The organism is Sulfobacillus thermosulfidooxidans, from assembly GCF_001280565.1.
Lineage (GTDB): Bacteria > Bacillota > Sulfobacillia > Sulfobacillales > Sulfobacillaceae > Sulfobacillus > Sulfobacillus thermosulfidooxidans_A.
Window position 1 is genome coordinate 281,067 of record NZ_LGRO01000001.1, and the last position, 15,058, is coordinate 296,124.

Annotated in this window: 19 protein-coding genes; 2 read left to right on the top strand and 17 right to left on the bottom strand. The window is 52.0% G+C overall.

Annotation, left to right across the window (positions count from 1 at the left end):
• Positions 1 to 4 precede the first annotated feature (4 nt).
• From AOA63_RS01405 to cas6, 3 genes are read right to left on the bottom strand one after another with little or no spacing between them, the layout of a single operon-like run.
• Positions 5 to 1,249, bottom strand: a complete 1,245-nt coding sequence (locus AOA63_RS01405; protein ID WP_053958032.1) for a type I CRISPR-associated protein Cas7 — start codon at positions 1,247 to 1,249, stop codon at positions 5 to 7.
• Positions 1,242 to 3,260, bottom strand: coding sequence for a TM1802 family CRISPR-associated protein (locus AOA63_RS01410; RefSeq protein ID WP_053958033.1), 2,019 nt, complete (start codon positions 3,258 to 3,260; stop codon positions 1,242 to 1,244). The genes AOA63_RS01405 and AOA63_RS01410 overlap by 8 nt, the downstream gene beginning before the upstream one ends.
• Entirely contained in the window at positions 3,253 to 3,972 is a 720-nt protein-coding gene (gene cas6 / locus AOA63_RS01415) for a CRISPR-associated endoribonuclease Cas6 (protein ID WP_053958034.1), read from the bottom strand. The genes AOA63_RS01410 and cas6 overlap by 8 nt, the downstream gene beginning before the upstream one ends.
• Positions 3,973 to 4,570: 598 nt before the next feature.
• Here cas6 and AOA63_RS01420 point away from each other — a divergent pair.
• Entirely contained in the window at positions 4,571 to 5,959 is a 1,389-nt protein-coding gene (locus AOA63_RS01420; RefSeq protein WP_053958035.1) for an IS4 family transposase, read from the top strand.
• A 235-nt stretch (positions 5,960 to 6,194) separates the two neighbouring features.
• Here the strand turns inward: AOA63_RS01420 and AOA63_RS01425 are convergent, their stop codons facing one another.
• A complete protein-coding gene (locus AOA63_RS01425; RefSeq protein ID WP_139061445.1) occupies positions 6,195 to 6,506 on the bottom strand; it encodes a hypothetical protein in 312 nt (103 codons plus the stop codon).
• 52 nt (positions 6,507 to 6,558) lie between these two features.
• Here AOA63_RS01425 and AOA63_RS01430 point away from each other — a divergent pair, with 52 nt between their 5' ends.
• On the top strand, positions 6,559 to 6,783 hold the full coding sequence (locus AOA63_RS01430; RefSeq protein WP_053958037.1) for a hypothetical protein: 225 nt from the start codon (positions 6,559 to 6,561) through the stop codon (positions 6,781 to 6,783).
• Positions 6,784 to 6,977: 194 nt separating this feature from the next.
• On the opposite strand, the gene AOA63_RS01435 is transcribed toward AOA63_RS01430, so the two are convergent.
• The 13 genes from AOA63_RS01435 to AOA63_RS18795 all read right to left on the bottom strand — a co-directional run bounded on the left by AOA63_RS01435 (position 6,978) and on the right by AOA63_RS18795 (position 14,970).
• Positions 6,978 to 7,220, bottom strand: coding sequence for a DnaJ domain-containing protein (locus tag AOA63_RS01435; protein WP_053958038.1), 243 nt, complete (start codon positions 7,218 to 7,220; stop codon positions 6,978 to 6,980).
• Complete coding sequence (locus tag AOA63_RS01440) at positions 7,207 to 7,581, bottom strand: hypothetical protein (RefSeq protein WP_139061446.1); 375 nt, start codon at positions 7,579 to 7,581, stop codon at positions 7,207 to 7,209. The genes AOA63_RS01435 and AOA63_RS01440 overlap by 14 nt, the downstream gene beginning before the upstream one ends.
• Positions 7,550 to 8,116 (bottom strand): sigma-70 family RNA polymerase sigma factor, encoded by a 567-nt coding sequence (locus tag AOA63_RS01445; RefSeq protein WP_082343671.1) that lies wholly within the window; start codon positions 8,114 to 8,116, stop codon positions 7,550 to 7,552. The genes AOA63_RS01440 and AOA63_RS01445 overlap by 32 nt, the downstream gene beginning before the upstream one ends.
• A gap of 6 nt (positions 8,117 to 8,122) precedes the next feature.
• Positions 8,123 to 8,341 carry a hypothetical protein gene (locus AOA63_RS19220; RefSeq protein ID WP_139061447.1) on the bottom strand — a complete coding sequence of 73 codons (219 nt, stop codon included), beginning with the start codon at positions 8,339 to 8,341 and terminating at the stop codon, positions 8,123 to 8,125.
• 57 nt (positions 8,342 to 8,398) lie between these two features.
• The gene (locus AOA63_RS01455) at positions 8,399 to 9,232 is read right to left on the bottom strand and encodes an ArdC-like ssDNA-binding domain-containing protein (protein ID WP_053958042.1); all 834 of its coding nucleotides are present in this window, start codon (positions 9,230 to 9,232) and stop codon (positions 8,399 to 8,401) included.
• 192 nt (positions 9,233 to 9,424) lie between these two features.
• Positions 9,425 to 9,685 carry a hypothetical protein gene (locus AOA63_RS01460; RefSeq protein ID WP_053958043.1) on the bottom strand — a complete coding sequence of 87 codons (261 nt, stop codon included), beginning with the start codon at positions 9,683 to 9,685 and terminating at the stop codon, positions 9,425 to 9,427.
• 108 nt (positions 9,686 to 9,793) lie between these two features.
• Entirely contained in the window at positions 9,794 to 10,798 is a 1,005-nt protein-coding gene (locus tag AOA63_RS01465; RefSeq protein ID WP_347474745.1) for a transposase, read from the bottom strand.
• A 467-nt stretch (positions 10,799 to 11,265) separates the two neighbouring features.
• Complete coding sequence (locus tag AOA63_RS01470; RefSeq protein WP_053958044.1) at positions 11,266 to 11,847, bottom strand: PIN domain-containing protein; 582 nt, start codon at positions 11,845 to 11,847, stop codon at positions 11,266 to 11,268.
• A gap of 2 nt (positions 11,848 to 11,849) precedes the next feature.
• A complete protein-coding gene (locus AOA63_RS01475; RefSeq protein WP_053958045.1) occupies positions 11,850 to 12,317 on the bottom strand; it encodes a helix-turn-helix domain-containing protein in 468 nt (155 codons plus the stop codon).
• 86 nt (positions 12,318 to 12,403) lie between these two features.
• Positions 12,404 to 12,832, bottom strand: a complete 429-nt coding sequence (locus AOA63_RS19225; RefSeq protein ID WP_053958046.1) for a hypothetical protein — start codon at positions 12,830 to 12,832, stop codon at positions 12,404 to 12,406.
• A 54-nt stretch (positions 12,833 to 12,886) separates the two neighbouring features.
• Positions 12,887 to 13,291 (bottom strand): HepT-like ribonuclease domain-containing protein, encoded by a 405-nt coding sequence (locus AOA63_RS01485; RefSeq protein WP_082343672.1) that lies wholly within the window; start codon positions 13,289 to 13,291, stop codon positions 12,887 to 12,889.
• Positions 13,288 to 13,575: a nucleotidyltransferase family protein gene (locus AOA63_RS01490; protein WP_053958047.1), complete on the bottom strand. Its 288-nt coding sequence runs from the start codon at positions 13,573 to 13,575 to the stop codon at positions 13,288 to 13,290. The genes AOA63_RS01485 and AOA63_RS01490 overlap by 4 nt, the downstream gene beginning before the upstream one ends.
• A gap of 153 nt (positions 13,576 to 13,728) precedes the next feature.
• Positions 13,729 to 14,970, bottom strand: a complete 1,242-nt coding sequence (locus tag AOA63_RS18795) for a phospholipase D-like domain-containing protein (RefSeq protein ID WP_082344028.1) — start codon at positions 14,968 to 14,970, stop codon at positions 13,729 to 13,731.
• Positions 14,971 to 15,058 lie beyond the last annotated feature (88 nt).

A 15,058-nucleotide genomic window follows, 5' to 3' on the forward strand; every position in this document is an offset into this window, starting at 1 on the left:
CAAATTATTTGGATGCGGTCATGGATCGCACTGGGGGATTCAGGAATGTATTGCGCAAGTGGTTCATGTCTAAGGGCTGACACAACGGATGCGCGTGCAGCGCTTGCTGGGATGCAGCATCTAACGGGGTTTGGATGGGATCGTGCCAATACCAGACGTGTTCAATAGCCTCGGCATGGTCGGTGATCCAATCCATCAAAGGCATGAGATCCATTTGCACATCGGCTAAGCGCGTCGGTTCATTCGTGGAGATGACAGGGTGGATGCGTTCGCGTAAATCGCCGGCTGTGGTAAACCGATCGCGATATTCAATGCGGAGATAAAAGCGCGAGGCTAAGCCGATTTTGCTACGACTCGGAACGAGAGCAAACCCGTGAATGAGGCTAAAGTCGAATAAATCGACATCCAACGGGGTGAGAAGCGTTTGTTGCGCGCGAGCGACGTTAATGACGCCGCTGGAGGCCATAAAGGCATAGCGCAGGCGGTGATCGTTGCCAAAGGTGCCTTGATTTTTATTGTCGGTTGAAGCAAATGTTGACGTTAAGGTATGCGATAAGAGTTCAACGGGATGCAAAGATGTCGCCCAGGTGATTTGGATGGGACCGATTCTGACGATGGCATCGCCTTTGTCAGAACGTGATGGAGAATCTGAGGGGATATCAATGGCGGGGCTGTCCACATCATTGGGAGCAGGGTTATCAGCAGGTGATTCTGTTGCGGAATTTTGACCAGAAAGGTCTTCCATTTTTATTTGGGAAACTTCTGGATTTTGCTTAGCATTCTGGGCGTTGTTTTTAGACGGTGAGTCTTTTTTAGAGTTTTTTGTGTTGGTATTCTTGTTGTCTTTGCCCTTTAAAGGAATCAGAACGCCGAACCATCGAATGTCGATATAGCGATGGAGTAATGCGGCGATTTTATCTTCTAACGGGGCTCTAGCCAGGTGATTCTCTTTCAGAAATTGTTCAAAGCGTTTTTGCGCGGTGACGACTTCGCTAAAGGCTTGGCGATTGACAAAGATGTCATAGCCCTGAGCGTGTTGGGCATCAGACATCCATTGTTGAATGACTTGGCGTACGAATTGTTTTTGGCGCACATCGGAACTGAGCGCAATGGGGCCTTGCGGTTGCCAGTCAATACGGGGCTGATTGTCCGCGTCGGGATTGCCATTCGGATTAGTGTGGGTGCCATCAAATAAAAAGAGCCAATCGCTATTGTGGGTAATGGGCGTGTTGAAATCCGTGTTAGTCATTGGGGGTGTCCTCCTCGTGTTCAGTTTGAGCAGATTGAGCAGGTTGCTTGTGTAGACGGTAGTGGGCATAGCCTAAAAGCGGGAACAGTACATTTTCCCAAGGATTGGTCTGTTGCCGTGGATTGGGTGGTTGGTCGAGCCACAGCTGTTGAAAAATCGACCAAAAATATTGGGCCGTGGTATGGAAGCAGTCATAATCCCGACATTTGCCGATAAGAAGGGTGGCCAATTGGGTGATTTGGGTGTTTTTCATTCCTTGGACGTTAATCGCCCGGAGAATGGGCGTGCTTTTTAATTCGCGATATTGTTGAGCGCTGATGATGCCCATAATTTCTCCGAGGGCGAAAAGGCCGATTTGGGTCGGGGTGAAATGGCTTTGTTGCATTAGCTCGATAAAATATTTCACGCTTTCGGGTAATTGGTCGGGCGGAAGGGGCGCATAGGTTTGTTGCAAAATCTGAGGAATGTCGATAGGACTTGGCATAGGGGAAAACACCTCCAAAGCGTAATGAAAAAGATACGTAAGCGTCACAAGGGATAACAGACGCAATATGCGATAGGGATCGGACACGGTGTTGTCCAACCAGAGTTTGGCTATGTGGTGAACTGTGGCTTCAGTAAAGTGTTGAAAAAACGATTGTGGAGAGTGGGCTTGCAGAGAAATATCAGGTAATAAATAGCGGCTCCATGTAGTAAACATGAGATCGGGATGATGAGATCCTAAACAGATGACAGGCAGAGATTCCCAAGTGATTTGATGGATAGGGATTTGATGGGTCCGCGTCCATAATTGCGTGACATGATAGAAAATCGTGTCAAGGTGTTCGGGCCGTGCCGGATCGATGGGCGATATCGCATGAAAAAATTTTAAGTCGGTGCTATTACGCATAGGCGTTTCGAGAATCATGCCATCGAGCGCCAGTAATGGGACTTGATCGGACCATTGCATGAGTTTTTGCGTAAGTTGACTGGGTGTGGCGTCGCGTGGGGTAAATGTGACGATGCTGCGAGGAAGTGGCGACGCCTGGGATGACAGGACCGATGGCAGAAGGCGAGGCACCATGACCAAATCATAACGGGTTTTGTTGGACTTATTGTAATAGAGTGCGATAGTCCAATCGTGTAAGAGGTATTGCTCGCCGAGTTTGGCATACGCATAGCAGTCATCGCAGAGAGGTCGCGTTTTATTTAAATTGTCAAGATATCCGTTGTAGGCTAAATGACTGCGGGGATCGGATGTTGAGAAGAATTTGAGTCGAAAGCGAATATTACTGATAGAACAGAGTTTATTTTGGTGACAGTTCCAGCAGGTGGTCTGAAAGTATGTTGTGTCATGAGAAGGATGGGTCATAAAATCGAAGGCGTATTGGCGATAGAGAGGAGATTGAGCGAGGAGGGTGCCGTCGATTTTTAAGGCCCAATAATCGGGTTTTTGATTGTTAAATTGTTGTTTAAAAATTTCGTCCATCAAAGAGGTCAGAAATGTGTTAACATTTCGATCTTTGGGTATCAGTGTTTGAATAGCATCACAGCTTAGCGAGCTTTGAGCTACCAGTGGGAAGATGTTGAGAAGATTGACAGATTTTTTGGATGATGTGAGCGGTAAGGGTTTTTCCCATTGACTTAAAAAATCTTTTAAGACTATGGAATGGCGGTTTAGCGTAGTGCGCCAGGCGTGCCATTGGGGATCATCAGGCTGGTGAGCACGATGTGCATTGAAAATTTTGGGCAGGCTGATGAGTAACCCATAGAGATTTTGGGGTTTGACAATCGCATTGATTTGTTGATTTTCGTGATTTTCAAAATCCATCCAAAACCAATCCCGTTCGGCATGCGGATGATTGTGCCATTCGCTGATTTCCAAGGTTATCGTGCCGTTGGCTTGAATATGCAAGATGCCAACGGTTTGGGGTTCCTTTAATGTGAGGGGTTGGGTGATATAATTGGTTAATTGGTCGGGCGGAAGAGATGCCGCGAGGACTTGTCCGAGTTGAATGAATTGATCAATCATGCCAGCGTGCCTCCCACAAGCCAAATCCGGCAGATCCTAACGGTCCGAGACCTGTCTGCCACAATAAGGTCAAATCGCGGGGATGACCGGAGAGCATAAAGGTGCCGTGCCAGCCGGAGATGGCGGCGTGTTTGTAATGAATTACGTGATGAGTTAGTTGTAACGGATGCCAGTGCAGAGGTTCCAGGGGATCGCGATGGAGCAATTGCTGGCATTTGGTGGTGAGATTGCGATAAAGCAAGGTTGCAAACTGGGGGTCATGGGGCCCCACATAGATTTTTTGAGACTGGCCGGGAGGAGTGTAATAGGTTGTGATAGGGGATAAGGATAAGCCCAGGACGGTGGAGGTCGGGGCGTCATAGGTTTCCACACGTACCGTGTCAATGAGAATAGGTTGATTGGCCAAGGTGCGAGAAGGTTGTGTGGTGAATGTGTGGAGCCAATGCTGGGCTAATGTCTCATCGGCGGTGGAAATGGCGATGATGAGCGGTTGATCGAAATGAAGCTGGTGAGGCGTCATGGTTGTAAACGGCGTGAGGATTCGGGAAAAGCTAAAGGGGTGAATACGGTGCACGCCGTGATCGGTGCGGTGCCAAAAGGCTTGAACGTCTGGGGGGAGAGCTTGGTAGAAAAACGCGGCAAGCAGATGGTTATAAGCCGTGGAGAGGGAAAAAGGCTGAGTTTGAGGAACGATTTTTAGCCACAATCGCATAAGACCATGGGGCCTCCTTAATGTATCGTAGAAAAATCATGCGAGCGAGAGTCAACCAGTGTTATCACACGGATTGTATTGCTGACAAAGGTTCTGATGGCGTTGTAATCTGTTGCTGTTTCTGCACCCAGTTTAGGGGAATGAGCAGACGTTGGCCGATTTGGATGGTCGGAATCGTGCGATTTTTGATTTCTGGGTGAGGGGTGTTATTTGACGAGCCACAATCAATCCTCCTTAAGAAAATGGAGTATTTCCTCGATGGGAATGAGAAATTGATGGAACGAATACAGAAAGAGAACAGTTGTTCTTGTGAAGATTATTCTAAAAAATTTCGCCCTGCATGTCAACCTAAAACCCTTGATTTCATTAGTGATTTCCCGTATCATTTAATATTTTATCATTGCGTTTAGTATTGTTTAGTATTGTTTAGTATTGTTTGGTATTGTTATGTGGCTCAACTTTCGCAGGAGAAAAGTGTCCGAAAACATTGTCAAGGAAACGATTTTTGGCGTTTTCCTGACCGTTTGACAACAAAAAACGCCTCGTTTCTGGTATAATTTAGGTGTCCAACAAAAATTAACCAGAAAGAGGCAAGATAATGATACCACAAAATCATCCGGAGTCAACACTTTCTCAGTTCCTCTCGACGATCGGCTTCGCCCGCATTCTCCATGCGGCAGGCATCCATAAAGCTGCGGTGGGGATCGCTCCCCGTATCGTGGTACCGTGTCTCCTCGGCCTGATCTTCACCCAGCGGAATTTCTGGCGGTGGTTGGAAACCCGCCAATCCGACGCCGTGCCATTCGGCAAAGACGTGATCTACCGTTTCCTCAATGACCCCCGCTGGAATTGGCGCCGCGTTTTAAGTCACGTGGCGCGAGAGGTCTATCGGCATGTGCGGCCCTTATCTCAGCACGTCGCGGTCTTCGCCTTGGATGATAGCCTGTATGATCGCTCCCGGAGCCAGGGAGTCGAACTGATGGGACCTCTCTTTGACCATGCCGCTCAGCGCATGCGCCGGGGATTTCGGTGGCTGGTGCTGGTCTGGACCGATGGCCAGACGATTATTCCGTCCGATTTTGCCTTATTGACCACGCAAAAAGTCGACCAGCGTCAACCGGCCCACGCTGGGATTCCGTCGCGGAGTCCCGGCGCCGCACGGCGCCGAGAAGCGCTGTTGCCCGCCCCCACGGTAGCTGTGGGGCTGATCCAGCAGGCTCTGAAGAACGGATTGCATGCCGCGTATGTCGTCTGTGATCGCTGGTTTACCACGCCCACTTTAATCCGTCGCATTGTGGACGAGACCGGGTGTGAGGTTATTGGCATGCTCAAAAATAGCTCCCTGCGCTATGTCTGGCAGGGACGGCTCCTCACCTTGTCGCAGATCTATCGGGCCTTGCGCCGCTCGTGGAGTCGTCATGAACTGCAAGGATCAGTCGTGGTGCATCTCCCCACTCCGGGGGGACTCCTGCCGGTCAAACTCGTGTTTATCCGCGATCGGCGCGGTCATTCGCGGGAATGGCTGGCATTGCTGTGCACCGAGATCCGTCTGCCCGACGACGAAATCGTCCGGCTGTATGGGAAACGATGGGACATTGAAACATTCTTCAAAGTCAGCAAATCCTTGTTGGGACTGGCCCGGGAATTTCAGAGTCGATCCTATGATGCCTTGATTGCACACACGACTTTAGTCTGTTGGCGTTATCTCTTTTTGACCGAGGAAACGCGCACGGAACAGGATTTGCGCTCCATCGGGTCCTTGTTTTTTGTCATGGTGGATGAGCTGGTCGATTTAACCTGGGCCATCGTCTGGGATCAGATCATGGCCGCCTTCGAGGCGGCGCTGCGCGACACGCTCGATTTGACACCCGACCAAGTGGAGGCGCTCTATCAAGCGTTTCTGCAAAGGCTCCCGGCCCCACTCCGCGACCGGATCGACGGCCTCCAGAAGTCCAGCTCCGATCAAAAAGCCCGCAAAGCGGCATAGCTCAAGGCAAAAGGCTCAGTCTTTACCTGAGAAAGTTGAGATGTGGGAAAAAACCTCAAAAAATTTTTTATCCCGCCATCTTGAGGCTACGGGATGAGTCTTTGTTAATCGATGAGGGAACTCATGGTCATTGCGATGGAGAGGACACAGATTGCTTGGAGATGATAGGGAATCTCATCGCGAACGGGTTGAGTGATAAATTTCTCGCAAACCCTAGCCAAACCGTCAGGGTTGGCTAAACCGAAGAGGGGTGATGAGAGATTGGCTGGTGGGGATGCGGTTTAGTCACATACATTGCACGATAGAGGGGAACGACCGGGAGAGAACCGGGTTGGATCGGATGCCGTGTGAGAATGACACTGATCACGGCGAGGGCATAACCAGGTGGCGTATGCTGCCGGATGATTTGCATGATGATGAGCGTCTGATCCGTTGGGCGTAGGGCATGCGTGAGATGAAGAGCCACCGTGGTGTTCGCCATACTGAGGCTTATGATGAGAGGAATTCGTCCGGCTAAGGGATGCATGACATGGCCAGCGAGACTCACACTGATAGGGCTGAGCCTAGAAAAGATTATCTTGTAGGTTAAACTACCCAGAATGACAACGAAGAGGACGACGAATGACAGCGATGACAAAAAAGAGAATGAGGACGGTCATCAAGCTATAAACGATCAGCAGGAGAAGCGTTCCGACAAGGAGAAGTTTGCCAATGATATTGCCCCAGAACCGGATCCGTTCTCGCCACGGTTTGCGCGGTGTGGGGAAATGGCGGAGGACGTCGATGGTGCTCAACAACAGTACGGCGCCGGGCGGGATGAATGAGAGCCACGAGAGCGACGAGAGGATGAGGGCCGAGTAAACCAGAACCTGATGGAGCAGGGAGAGCGTCCAAAGGACCCATCCGATAGGGCCGGCGTAGACCAATGATAGACACGCTGAACACCGGCGATTATAGCGCTTCTTTCGGTGGGCATGCTGTTGGTGCGAGGATGTGGAGACTGGTGCGGAGACTGGTGTTAAGCTGTGTCAGCGGTTGTGGCACGATAGGTCGTGGTCTGCCGTAAGCTGTCGAGCAAGAGGTCCCGCGCAGTGCTGCATTGTTTGAGAATTTCCGTGGCGCGAATGCGCTCAGTCGGCGTCTTAAACCGGTCGGGATGGAATTGGATGGCAGCTTGGCGAAAGGCTTGATGGACGTCTTCGGCGGTATAGGGCTGGAGAAGGTCTAATCCGAGCATTTGGTAGGCTTTAGTGTGATCCATGATCGGGCCTCCGGGCGGTGTTCAGAAATTTAAAGAGACGGGTGACGATACATGCGGCTAGGCACCCGCCTAACAGCACGCCGATGGCAAAGAGGCGCACGGGGTGGAGCGTAAGGCGCAACAGACCGGTATGGTGGTAAAGCGTCGTATAAACCATGGCCGTGGCAAAGAAAAAGCTCGCGCTTAAGGCGGCAAAAAGCCATCCATGGCGGGTCCGATAGGCTGATGGCCACATTATCGTTGTCTCTTTTCGTTGGATGTCCAAAATGGCGTGGATGCGGATGATGTCGAACTGAAAGAGCTTGATACAGTCTATTATAGCAAATGCGTTAGGACTGGGCCGCACTGCGTAATAACGCATAGAGGTCGGGGTGTTGCCGGAGACGGGTGAGGCCCTCGTGGACGATTTGTTGAATGCGTTGGGATGAGAGGTGTTCTTGGCGGGCAATCGCGGCAAAGGTTTGGGGTTCGTGATCCGGCCAGCCGAGCCAAGCCATGACAATCCGGCGCTGGCGGGTGGGCAGCATCTGAAAGGCTTGGGTAATACGGGCTTGGTGGTCGCGGGCAATGACCACATCGTCCGGGGACGGGTCGCTGGCGGGAATAATCGCGGCTAAGGGATCGTCGCTGTCCGCCGTGCTGGCGGGTTCATCTAAGGATTGCCAGGGGTGGTCGGCGGCCAGCATGGCGCGTTGTAGGTCGTTGAGCGAATGGGATTCGTCCTCGCTGTCGCGCAATGCGGTCAGCTGTTGCACGGCGTGGACGGGTAAGCGAATGAGCCGGCTTTCGTTGTCCATCGCGCGTTGGATAGCTTGGCGAATCCAGAAGGCAGCATACGTGCTTAAGGCGGTCTGTTGGGTGACATCAAATTTGTCAATGGCGTGGATGAGGCCGATGACGCCCTATTGAAAGAGGTCGTCCCACGGCAAGCCACGGTCCCGGTATTTTTGGGCAATATGGGCGACCAGGCGCAAGTTGTGACGGATGAGGAGAGCGCGAGCGTGTTGGTCGCCGTGGGCCGCAGCTTCCAGATATTGGCGCGTGGTGGCGGCGTCTAACGGAGGAATGGTGGTGAGGGCGTTCAGCCCGTCGTCACAGGTTGGATCATCAAATTGGATCATCAAACGAAGAAAATGGGGTCGTCATACGGATAACCTCGCATAAGGGAGAGACATCTGTCAAGAGATGAGAGCCGAAGCAGGAGTTTGTTGAGCGGCGTGAATCCATGAGGTCAGGCAATCGATCCGGTGCTGAATGATATCAAGTAACTGCCAAAGTCGGTCGGGTTGTGCGTGTGACCAGCCGGCGAGGTAGGCCGCGCTATAAACGGCGGTGTCTAATCCGAGGGATTGCGCAATGAGGTAGGCCGTGGATTCGGCGGCGCATTCTTCCCAGGACCGGTCCCAGGTTTCGTCATGAGATTCATTGAGACCGGCGTAGTGGGCCCATTCATGGAGCAGGGTTTTAAGTTGCTGATCGGGAGCTAAATCTTGGCGAATCTGAATGGATTGCGTTGCGCGAATATAGGCGCCGTTGGCTCCGGTCGGTAAGATTTCGGGGGACACGAACTGGACGGGAATGGGACTGTGTTCGATGAGCGCTGTAAGGGTGTCGGTGAACGTGGCAGTAGTGAGAAGTGGCGGATCGAGAGGGAGTAAAGGATTGCCTTCGGTTTGACTGATATCGAACACGGTGACCCAGCGAAAGCCTTTCAATTGAGGGAGGGCGGCATCGGGGTTCTCGGGTTCGGAGGGATCGGGAGTTTTGACAATGATGGGCGCCAGAATTTTGAGGCCGTGCTGGCCTTTTTTCACGAAACGTCCAAGGGCTTTCCAGGTGTGAAAGCCGGCGACGCGGGTCGCCTGAGGCATTTGTGCCCAAATTAACAGGCGATTGGCCAAGGAATAGTGCCAAAATTTTTGGGCGGTACGTAGAAAATCGGTCCAGGCATCTTGCTCGGTGAGGGCGGTTAGATGCTGGCGAATGAGGTCTTCGCGTTCTTGACGAGTCATCGTGTGCTCCTTTCGGGATAAGATGGGGGAGGGTTGATTGAGAGGGCGAAGAATTTTATGATGAAAGAGGACATTCGACATCCCCTTTGTGTGAGAGAGGCGGCTACAGGATGCTGTAGCCGCCTCGTCGTTTTTTGTTGTCGCTTTGGACAGAAAAAAAGCCCGGCGGATTCGCCGGGCTTAAGGGATTGGTTACCACCACAGGTAGAGGCCGCCGCCCTGGTCGGCTAAGCGTTGGAACCATTGCGTCAGCCCGACAATGGTGGGGAACGGAATGGGAGAATCGGAATTTTGGAAATCCATCCAATCGGTATCAGGATGTTCGTCGATCCATTCTTGCAGGGCATCGGCCATGTCGATGATGTCGTTATTGCTTAATAGAGTTTTATTGAGAGGACTACCCGTTATTTGTCCAATCATGTTAGCGAGTCGGCTGCCGTCAACTGCTCCCATCTATAGAGATGGGAGCTTGTATCTCCCCGGAAGTGCGAACGACTTTCGTCTCCTTCCTTGACTTAGGGATACATCGTGGGGTGGTTGACAACACCCCGGCCACACAGGTCATGCCTGCGCGGCCACTGCCACCCGGTACTCGATTCCCTTTCGGTGCAGATTCATAGCGCCAATGCGATCATCATGGGACCGATAATGGCAGTTCTGACACGCAAACCGATGGTGTTTCTTATTGCGATTGCCTTTCTCGGTGTGACCACATTTCGGACACGTTTGCGATGTATAATGCGGATCCACCGCAATCACTTTCAATTGTGCTTTGGCTGCCTTGTACTCGATCATCTGCCGCAGTTGATAATACGCCCACGATACGGATTCATAGCGATTCCGTTTCCGCACCTTTTCTGTGGCGGTGCGTATTCCCGTCAAATCTTCCAAGACAAACACTGTGTTCTTGCCATACCGTTCAACGAGTGCCTTACTGACCTGATGATTGACATCGGTCATCCAACGGGTTTCTCGTTGCCCGATCTTCTTGAGTCGCCGCCTTGCTGACGGCGTTTGGCGTTGTTGCAAATGCCGTCTCAGCTGCTTGTAGTGCCCACGGCGATCTTTTATCGGGCGACCTTTGATAAACCACGTCTGACCATGGGAATCATAAACGATGAGAAAATTCAAGCCCCTATCCACGCCGACAATTTCTTTGAGTTGTTCCCATTCTGTCTCTTCGATGCATTGGGTCATGGGGATGTGCAAAAAGAACTTCCCGTGTTTATAAACCACTTTTGCCGTGCCGAACTTCCACGTTCCGTCGAAGAAGTGTTTCATCCCTTGGGATTCGAACGGCACTTGGATTCTTTCTTCCAGGGTGTTGACGGAAAACACGCCTTGTGCCAGCGAATAGTCACGATTCCAGACCCAATCCAGTTCGGGCTTTTTGAATTCTACTTTCGTCCAGTCGTGGCTGTTTTCCATCGTGCTTTTGTATCGGGCGATCACTGTCTTGGTAACCGATTGCGCCATTTGCGAACGAAGACCAAACTCTTTGCGCAACGGATGGTAAGTGAGGGTATGCAAACTGGCTTGAACCAGCTTTTTTGATGTGTAAATCACACACCCGACACATCATTACAGCCTTTACGATATGCCTGTAATGTTTGCTGTCACATCGTTTGTTGTGCGTCAGTCGGCAAAATCTTAACTTTTGCAGTTAACACAAGCTCCACACGATCACCGCCTTTCAAAAACGATATCACATCTTTGGTGATACTTTGAAAGGAAAAAGTCTGTGGCAATTCCTCCCCCACTTTAGAAGTGGGAGTATCCTTGCCACATTGCCATGACAGCCGGTGGCGTGGGGATGAAAGAGGTCGGGGGTAAAGACGGCACAAGGTCAGCGAACCACTTAGCGGGGGCATCTGTGATTTTGATGGCATAACAATCTAAGCTCATAAAGTCAAAACTCCTTTCACACAAATTTATAGGTCGGATAATAAGAAACGGAAAAACAGAAACCGAAAACGTGGCAATGTGTACCTCTGCATAAGATTGGGCCGTATCTTTTGCATAAGAAGAAGTCTTTAACGACAGTAGTCAGATAGCATGTCTTTTGCTTGCAACGCAAAATCGGGCACCGTTTTTTGGAGTGATTTCAAGATAGCAGGCACCGAATCCATGGGTGCACACCGTTCTGCTGCTAATTCTTGGAGTGCATTAAAAAATTCTTGTGGGGCAAGCTCTAGCTGATGGCGAAGAAACGGGTCCGGGTGCTGAATGTTCACCCGGCAGAATCCGGAAGGCACAACAAAATCTTTGAGGTTCGCCGTGACTAAGATATCGGCGTCACTGGCAATGGCGGCAGCTAACACATGACGATCTTTTGGGTCATTCGGCATGACGTTAATGAAATGTTGATACAGGTTGCGCTCTACCATGGCTTCGGGAAAAGCGTCCTCCATCACACGCCGAAGGTCCTGTGCTTTGGATTGGGCTACGGCAGGATCTTCGACTTTCGCGCGTTTGACAATGTTTCGTTGCATCTCATCCAAGACATCGGGACTCCAGCGGATTTGACAGATACCGGTTTCAGCCACGGTGAGAATGACATCCCGGAGATTCGGAGGAAACAGGACGCACGCGTCTAAGAATGCGACAAAAGCCACGTTTACGGCTCCCGTTCAACGAAATCATCCGATTCATACAATCCTATGCTCTCCGATACGCGCACTATCTGATGGATGCGGTCCTTACGCAAACGATTCCGGTTCTGCTTGTACTCCATGAGGTCCCTCAAAAGGATACGACGATGCGATCCCACGGTGTGATATGGGATATGGCCCGTTTCGAGCAGCTTAATCAAAAACGGACGGGAAACCTGCAACAGATCCGCAGCCTGTTGCGTCGTCAACTCCTCTTCGTAGTGCAAAATTGCGACGGAATGCCCTTGGGCTAACTGTTGGATGGCTGCTATCAACACGCGAACCAGCGGTGTGGGGAGATCCACGGCGTCATGCTGAGCGTCATCCATCAGAACCAGCCGATGAGAGTTCGGACGCGCTGCGAGGTCTTCTGCCACACGCTTAATCGGTTCGATATCTTGCTTTTTCGGCGTGATTAGCACGTTGTCTGACATATTTATCGTTTCTCCTGTCTCTGTTTCCCTCAACGATCCTATCATATCAATCGTATTATATGAAATAACCGAAACAAACGCAATTCCTAGGGTTTTGCGGTCGTGGAGCGTTTGGCGGATTTAGCGGAACGGGTGGTTGCCGTAGAAGGCCCAATCGCGTCTAACGTTAAGGTGAGCAGCACGCCGTCAGCGGGATAGACGTCCAAGAGTTCGGCGATACCCCGGAGCAAATTGGCGGCATCATTACAGGTTAAGGCTTTGTCATGTAATGGTAATAAGGGCATGGTCAATATCAGTCGCCTCCTTGGGAGACGGCTAATGCGGCCCGTGAGGGACGCAATCCGGGACGTGATGAGGACCGAAGATAGAGAATTGTTGGTAGCTTTATCAAGTCGCAACCGGGGTAGAATCGGGTGGTACAACATGGGCAGTTGATGATCAATCCGCTGCATCCAGAGCATCGAATAATCCATGAGGTGTGTTGGGGCATGGGGCCGAAATATAGACGGAAACATTACCGGTGAGATTTTGGCGATCCTCATGAAAAATCAGCCGGGCGTCAGAGGGTGTCAGGCGTTGCTGCCCTTCCCTGGGCCGTTTTCGGAAGCATGACGAGAGACGTCCACCGCGGGTTCTTGACTTATCGTTTGCAACATGGCGATGACCGCATCTTTCAGGGGTGGCAAGTCATGCTGTACAACTTCCCACACAAGTTCCAAGTCGAGGCCAAGATAGTGATGAGCTAAACGGTCTCTCATGCGCGCAATGGCGGACCAGGGAATGTTCGGATGCGAGGCCAACAACTCCGCTGGAAGCTGCTTGACGGATGCTCCGATGAGTTCGAGATTATGCACAATACCATCTTGGAGGAGCGGGGACTCGAAAAATGCTCGGGAACCTTCTGCACTATATGACGCGATGCGATCAAGACTCTGAAGAATCTGCGTCAGATAAGCGGGGGCTCGCGCCGTCATAATGGAATGCAATCCCGTCGAATGGCTGCATCAATGGCCGGGGGTAGTCCCCGGTCGGACACCACGTCCACAGGGCAACCGAGCAATGCCTCAACCGCGCCCTCGAAACTCAGGAGATCCAGCAAACTGTGTCCGGGGCTTACGTGGACTAACAAATCGACGTCGCTACGCGAAGATGCGGTGCCACGTGCCTGTGACCCAAACACCCGGATATTCGTCAGGCCAAACCGGTTAGCCAATTCCAGGATTTCCGTGCGCCGGTTAGAAAGATCTTGTAAAAGCATCCTGACGTTACCTCCTCTGTCTCTTAGTATATTCCAGGGAGGCAGAGGATAATCAATGGGCAAATTAATCTGTCGTTTGACCCAAATAAGGGGAAAACGACCGTGCGTCGCCTTGTTTCAGATTTTGTGAGTCGTGAATCGGTCGCAAGAGCGTTATCGATCGCTCACGGCGACGAGATGCTGATGGACAAAATAGACGGTGGCGGTCGGATAGACCCAAGCGATTTGGGATTGGCCGTGATAGGTGGTCGGATAGGTGCGTTCCGGTGGACCCCAGAGATGTCGGACGGTGGTCATAGAGGCGCCATCCGGGAGCCAGGGCCGGGATGACGCGGGGGAAGCCGAAGCGGTGGCGGTCCACGGCGTGGCCTGATGCCAATTGTGTTGAAACCAGGCCGCGAGGTGTTGGCGATCGGTGCCGGACACGATAAGGCCCATTTCCCGATTGTCTTGGAGGGAGACGGCCGAGAGGTTTTGGGAGCCGAGAAAGGCTTGGGTGGGCGTAATCAGGGTTTTGGCGTGGACGTAAGGCGTATTCAGGGTCCGAATGTGGACGCCGGCGGCGGCTAAGGTCGCCAGACGCGCTGCGGCGGCAGCATCGGCGGGGGGAGGACACAGTAGGGACAAACGCGGTCCGTCCGCCGCCATTTGGGCGAGAATGGTGGGGTCATCGCCAATTTCTTCGGTCATCATCGCAATGGAGCCGGGGGACTGGAGCAAGTGTAACCAGGTCGTTGTCGCGCCCGGAGAAAGGACTAAGGTGCGACGCGGAGCGGCTCCGGCCGGTTGCCGGGTCCAGTCGGCTTGAAAGACCTGGGCGGCGGCGTTGGCCGTAGGGCCTGTGACTTGCGCGGCGACTTCGAGATTCGTCCCATCAAAGGCACTGGCGGTGAAATTAGGCGATCCGATAATGGCGGTTGCACCGATGGTGCCCGGATTGATGACGAGGTATTTGGCATGGTCGAAGGCATAGGCTTGATCGAAGCGAGGCGGAGCCCATCGGACGGTGCAATTGGGAATCGTGTGGAGCATGTGTTCTTCTTGCGTCACGGCGGCTGTGTCATGGTACGGATTGGGGGCTAGTAGCACGTGAATGGGGATGCCGCGTTGGCCCGCTTGGCGTAATGCGGTGAGGATAGCGGAATCATCAATGAGATAGACATTGAGGTCAATGCCAGTGCGGGCGTGGTCAATGGCGGTGATCCAGGGCGTCACACCATCAGCGGGTTCTATAATGACAGACGGAGCCATTGTCGGGGAAGCGGACGGAGCGGGGGCGATGAAAGATGGTGGGGTATTGGACAGGGGGACGGATAGCGTTCCACATCCGGCAAGCCAGGGAATGAGTCCGAGAAGGGAAATCTTGTCATAGAATTTCAAAGAATCATCTCCCATCGGGATAATGGAAAATTGTTTGGTAGAAAGCCTATCCGTGACGATAGGCGTTTTCGGTAAAGTGGGCAAAATGGTCAAGATTTTTCGA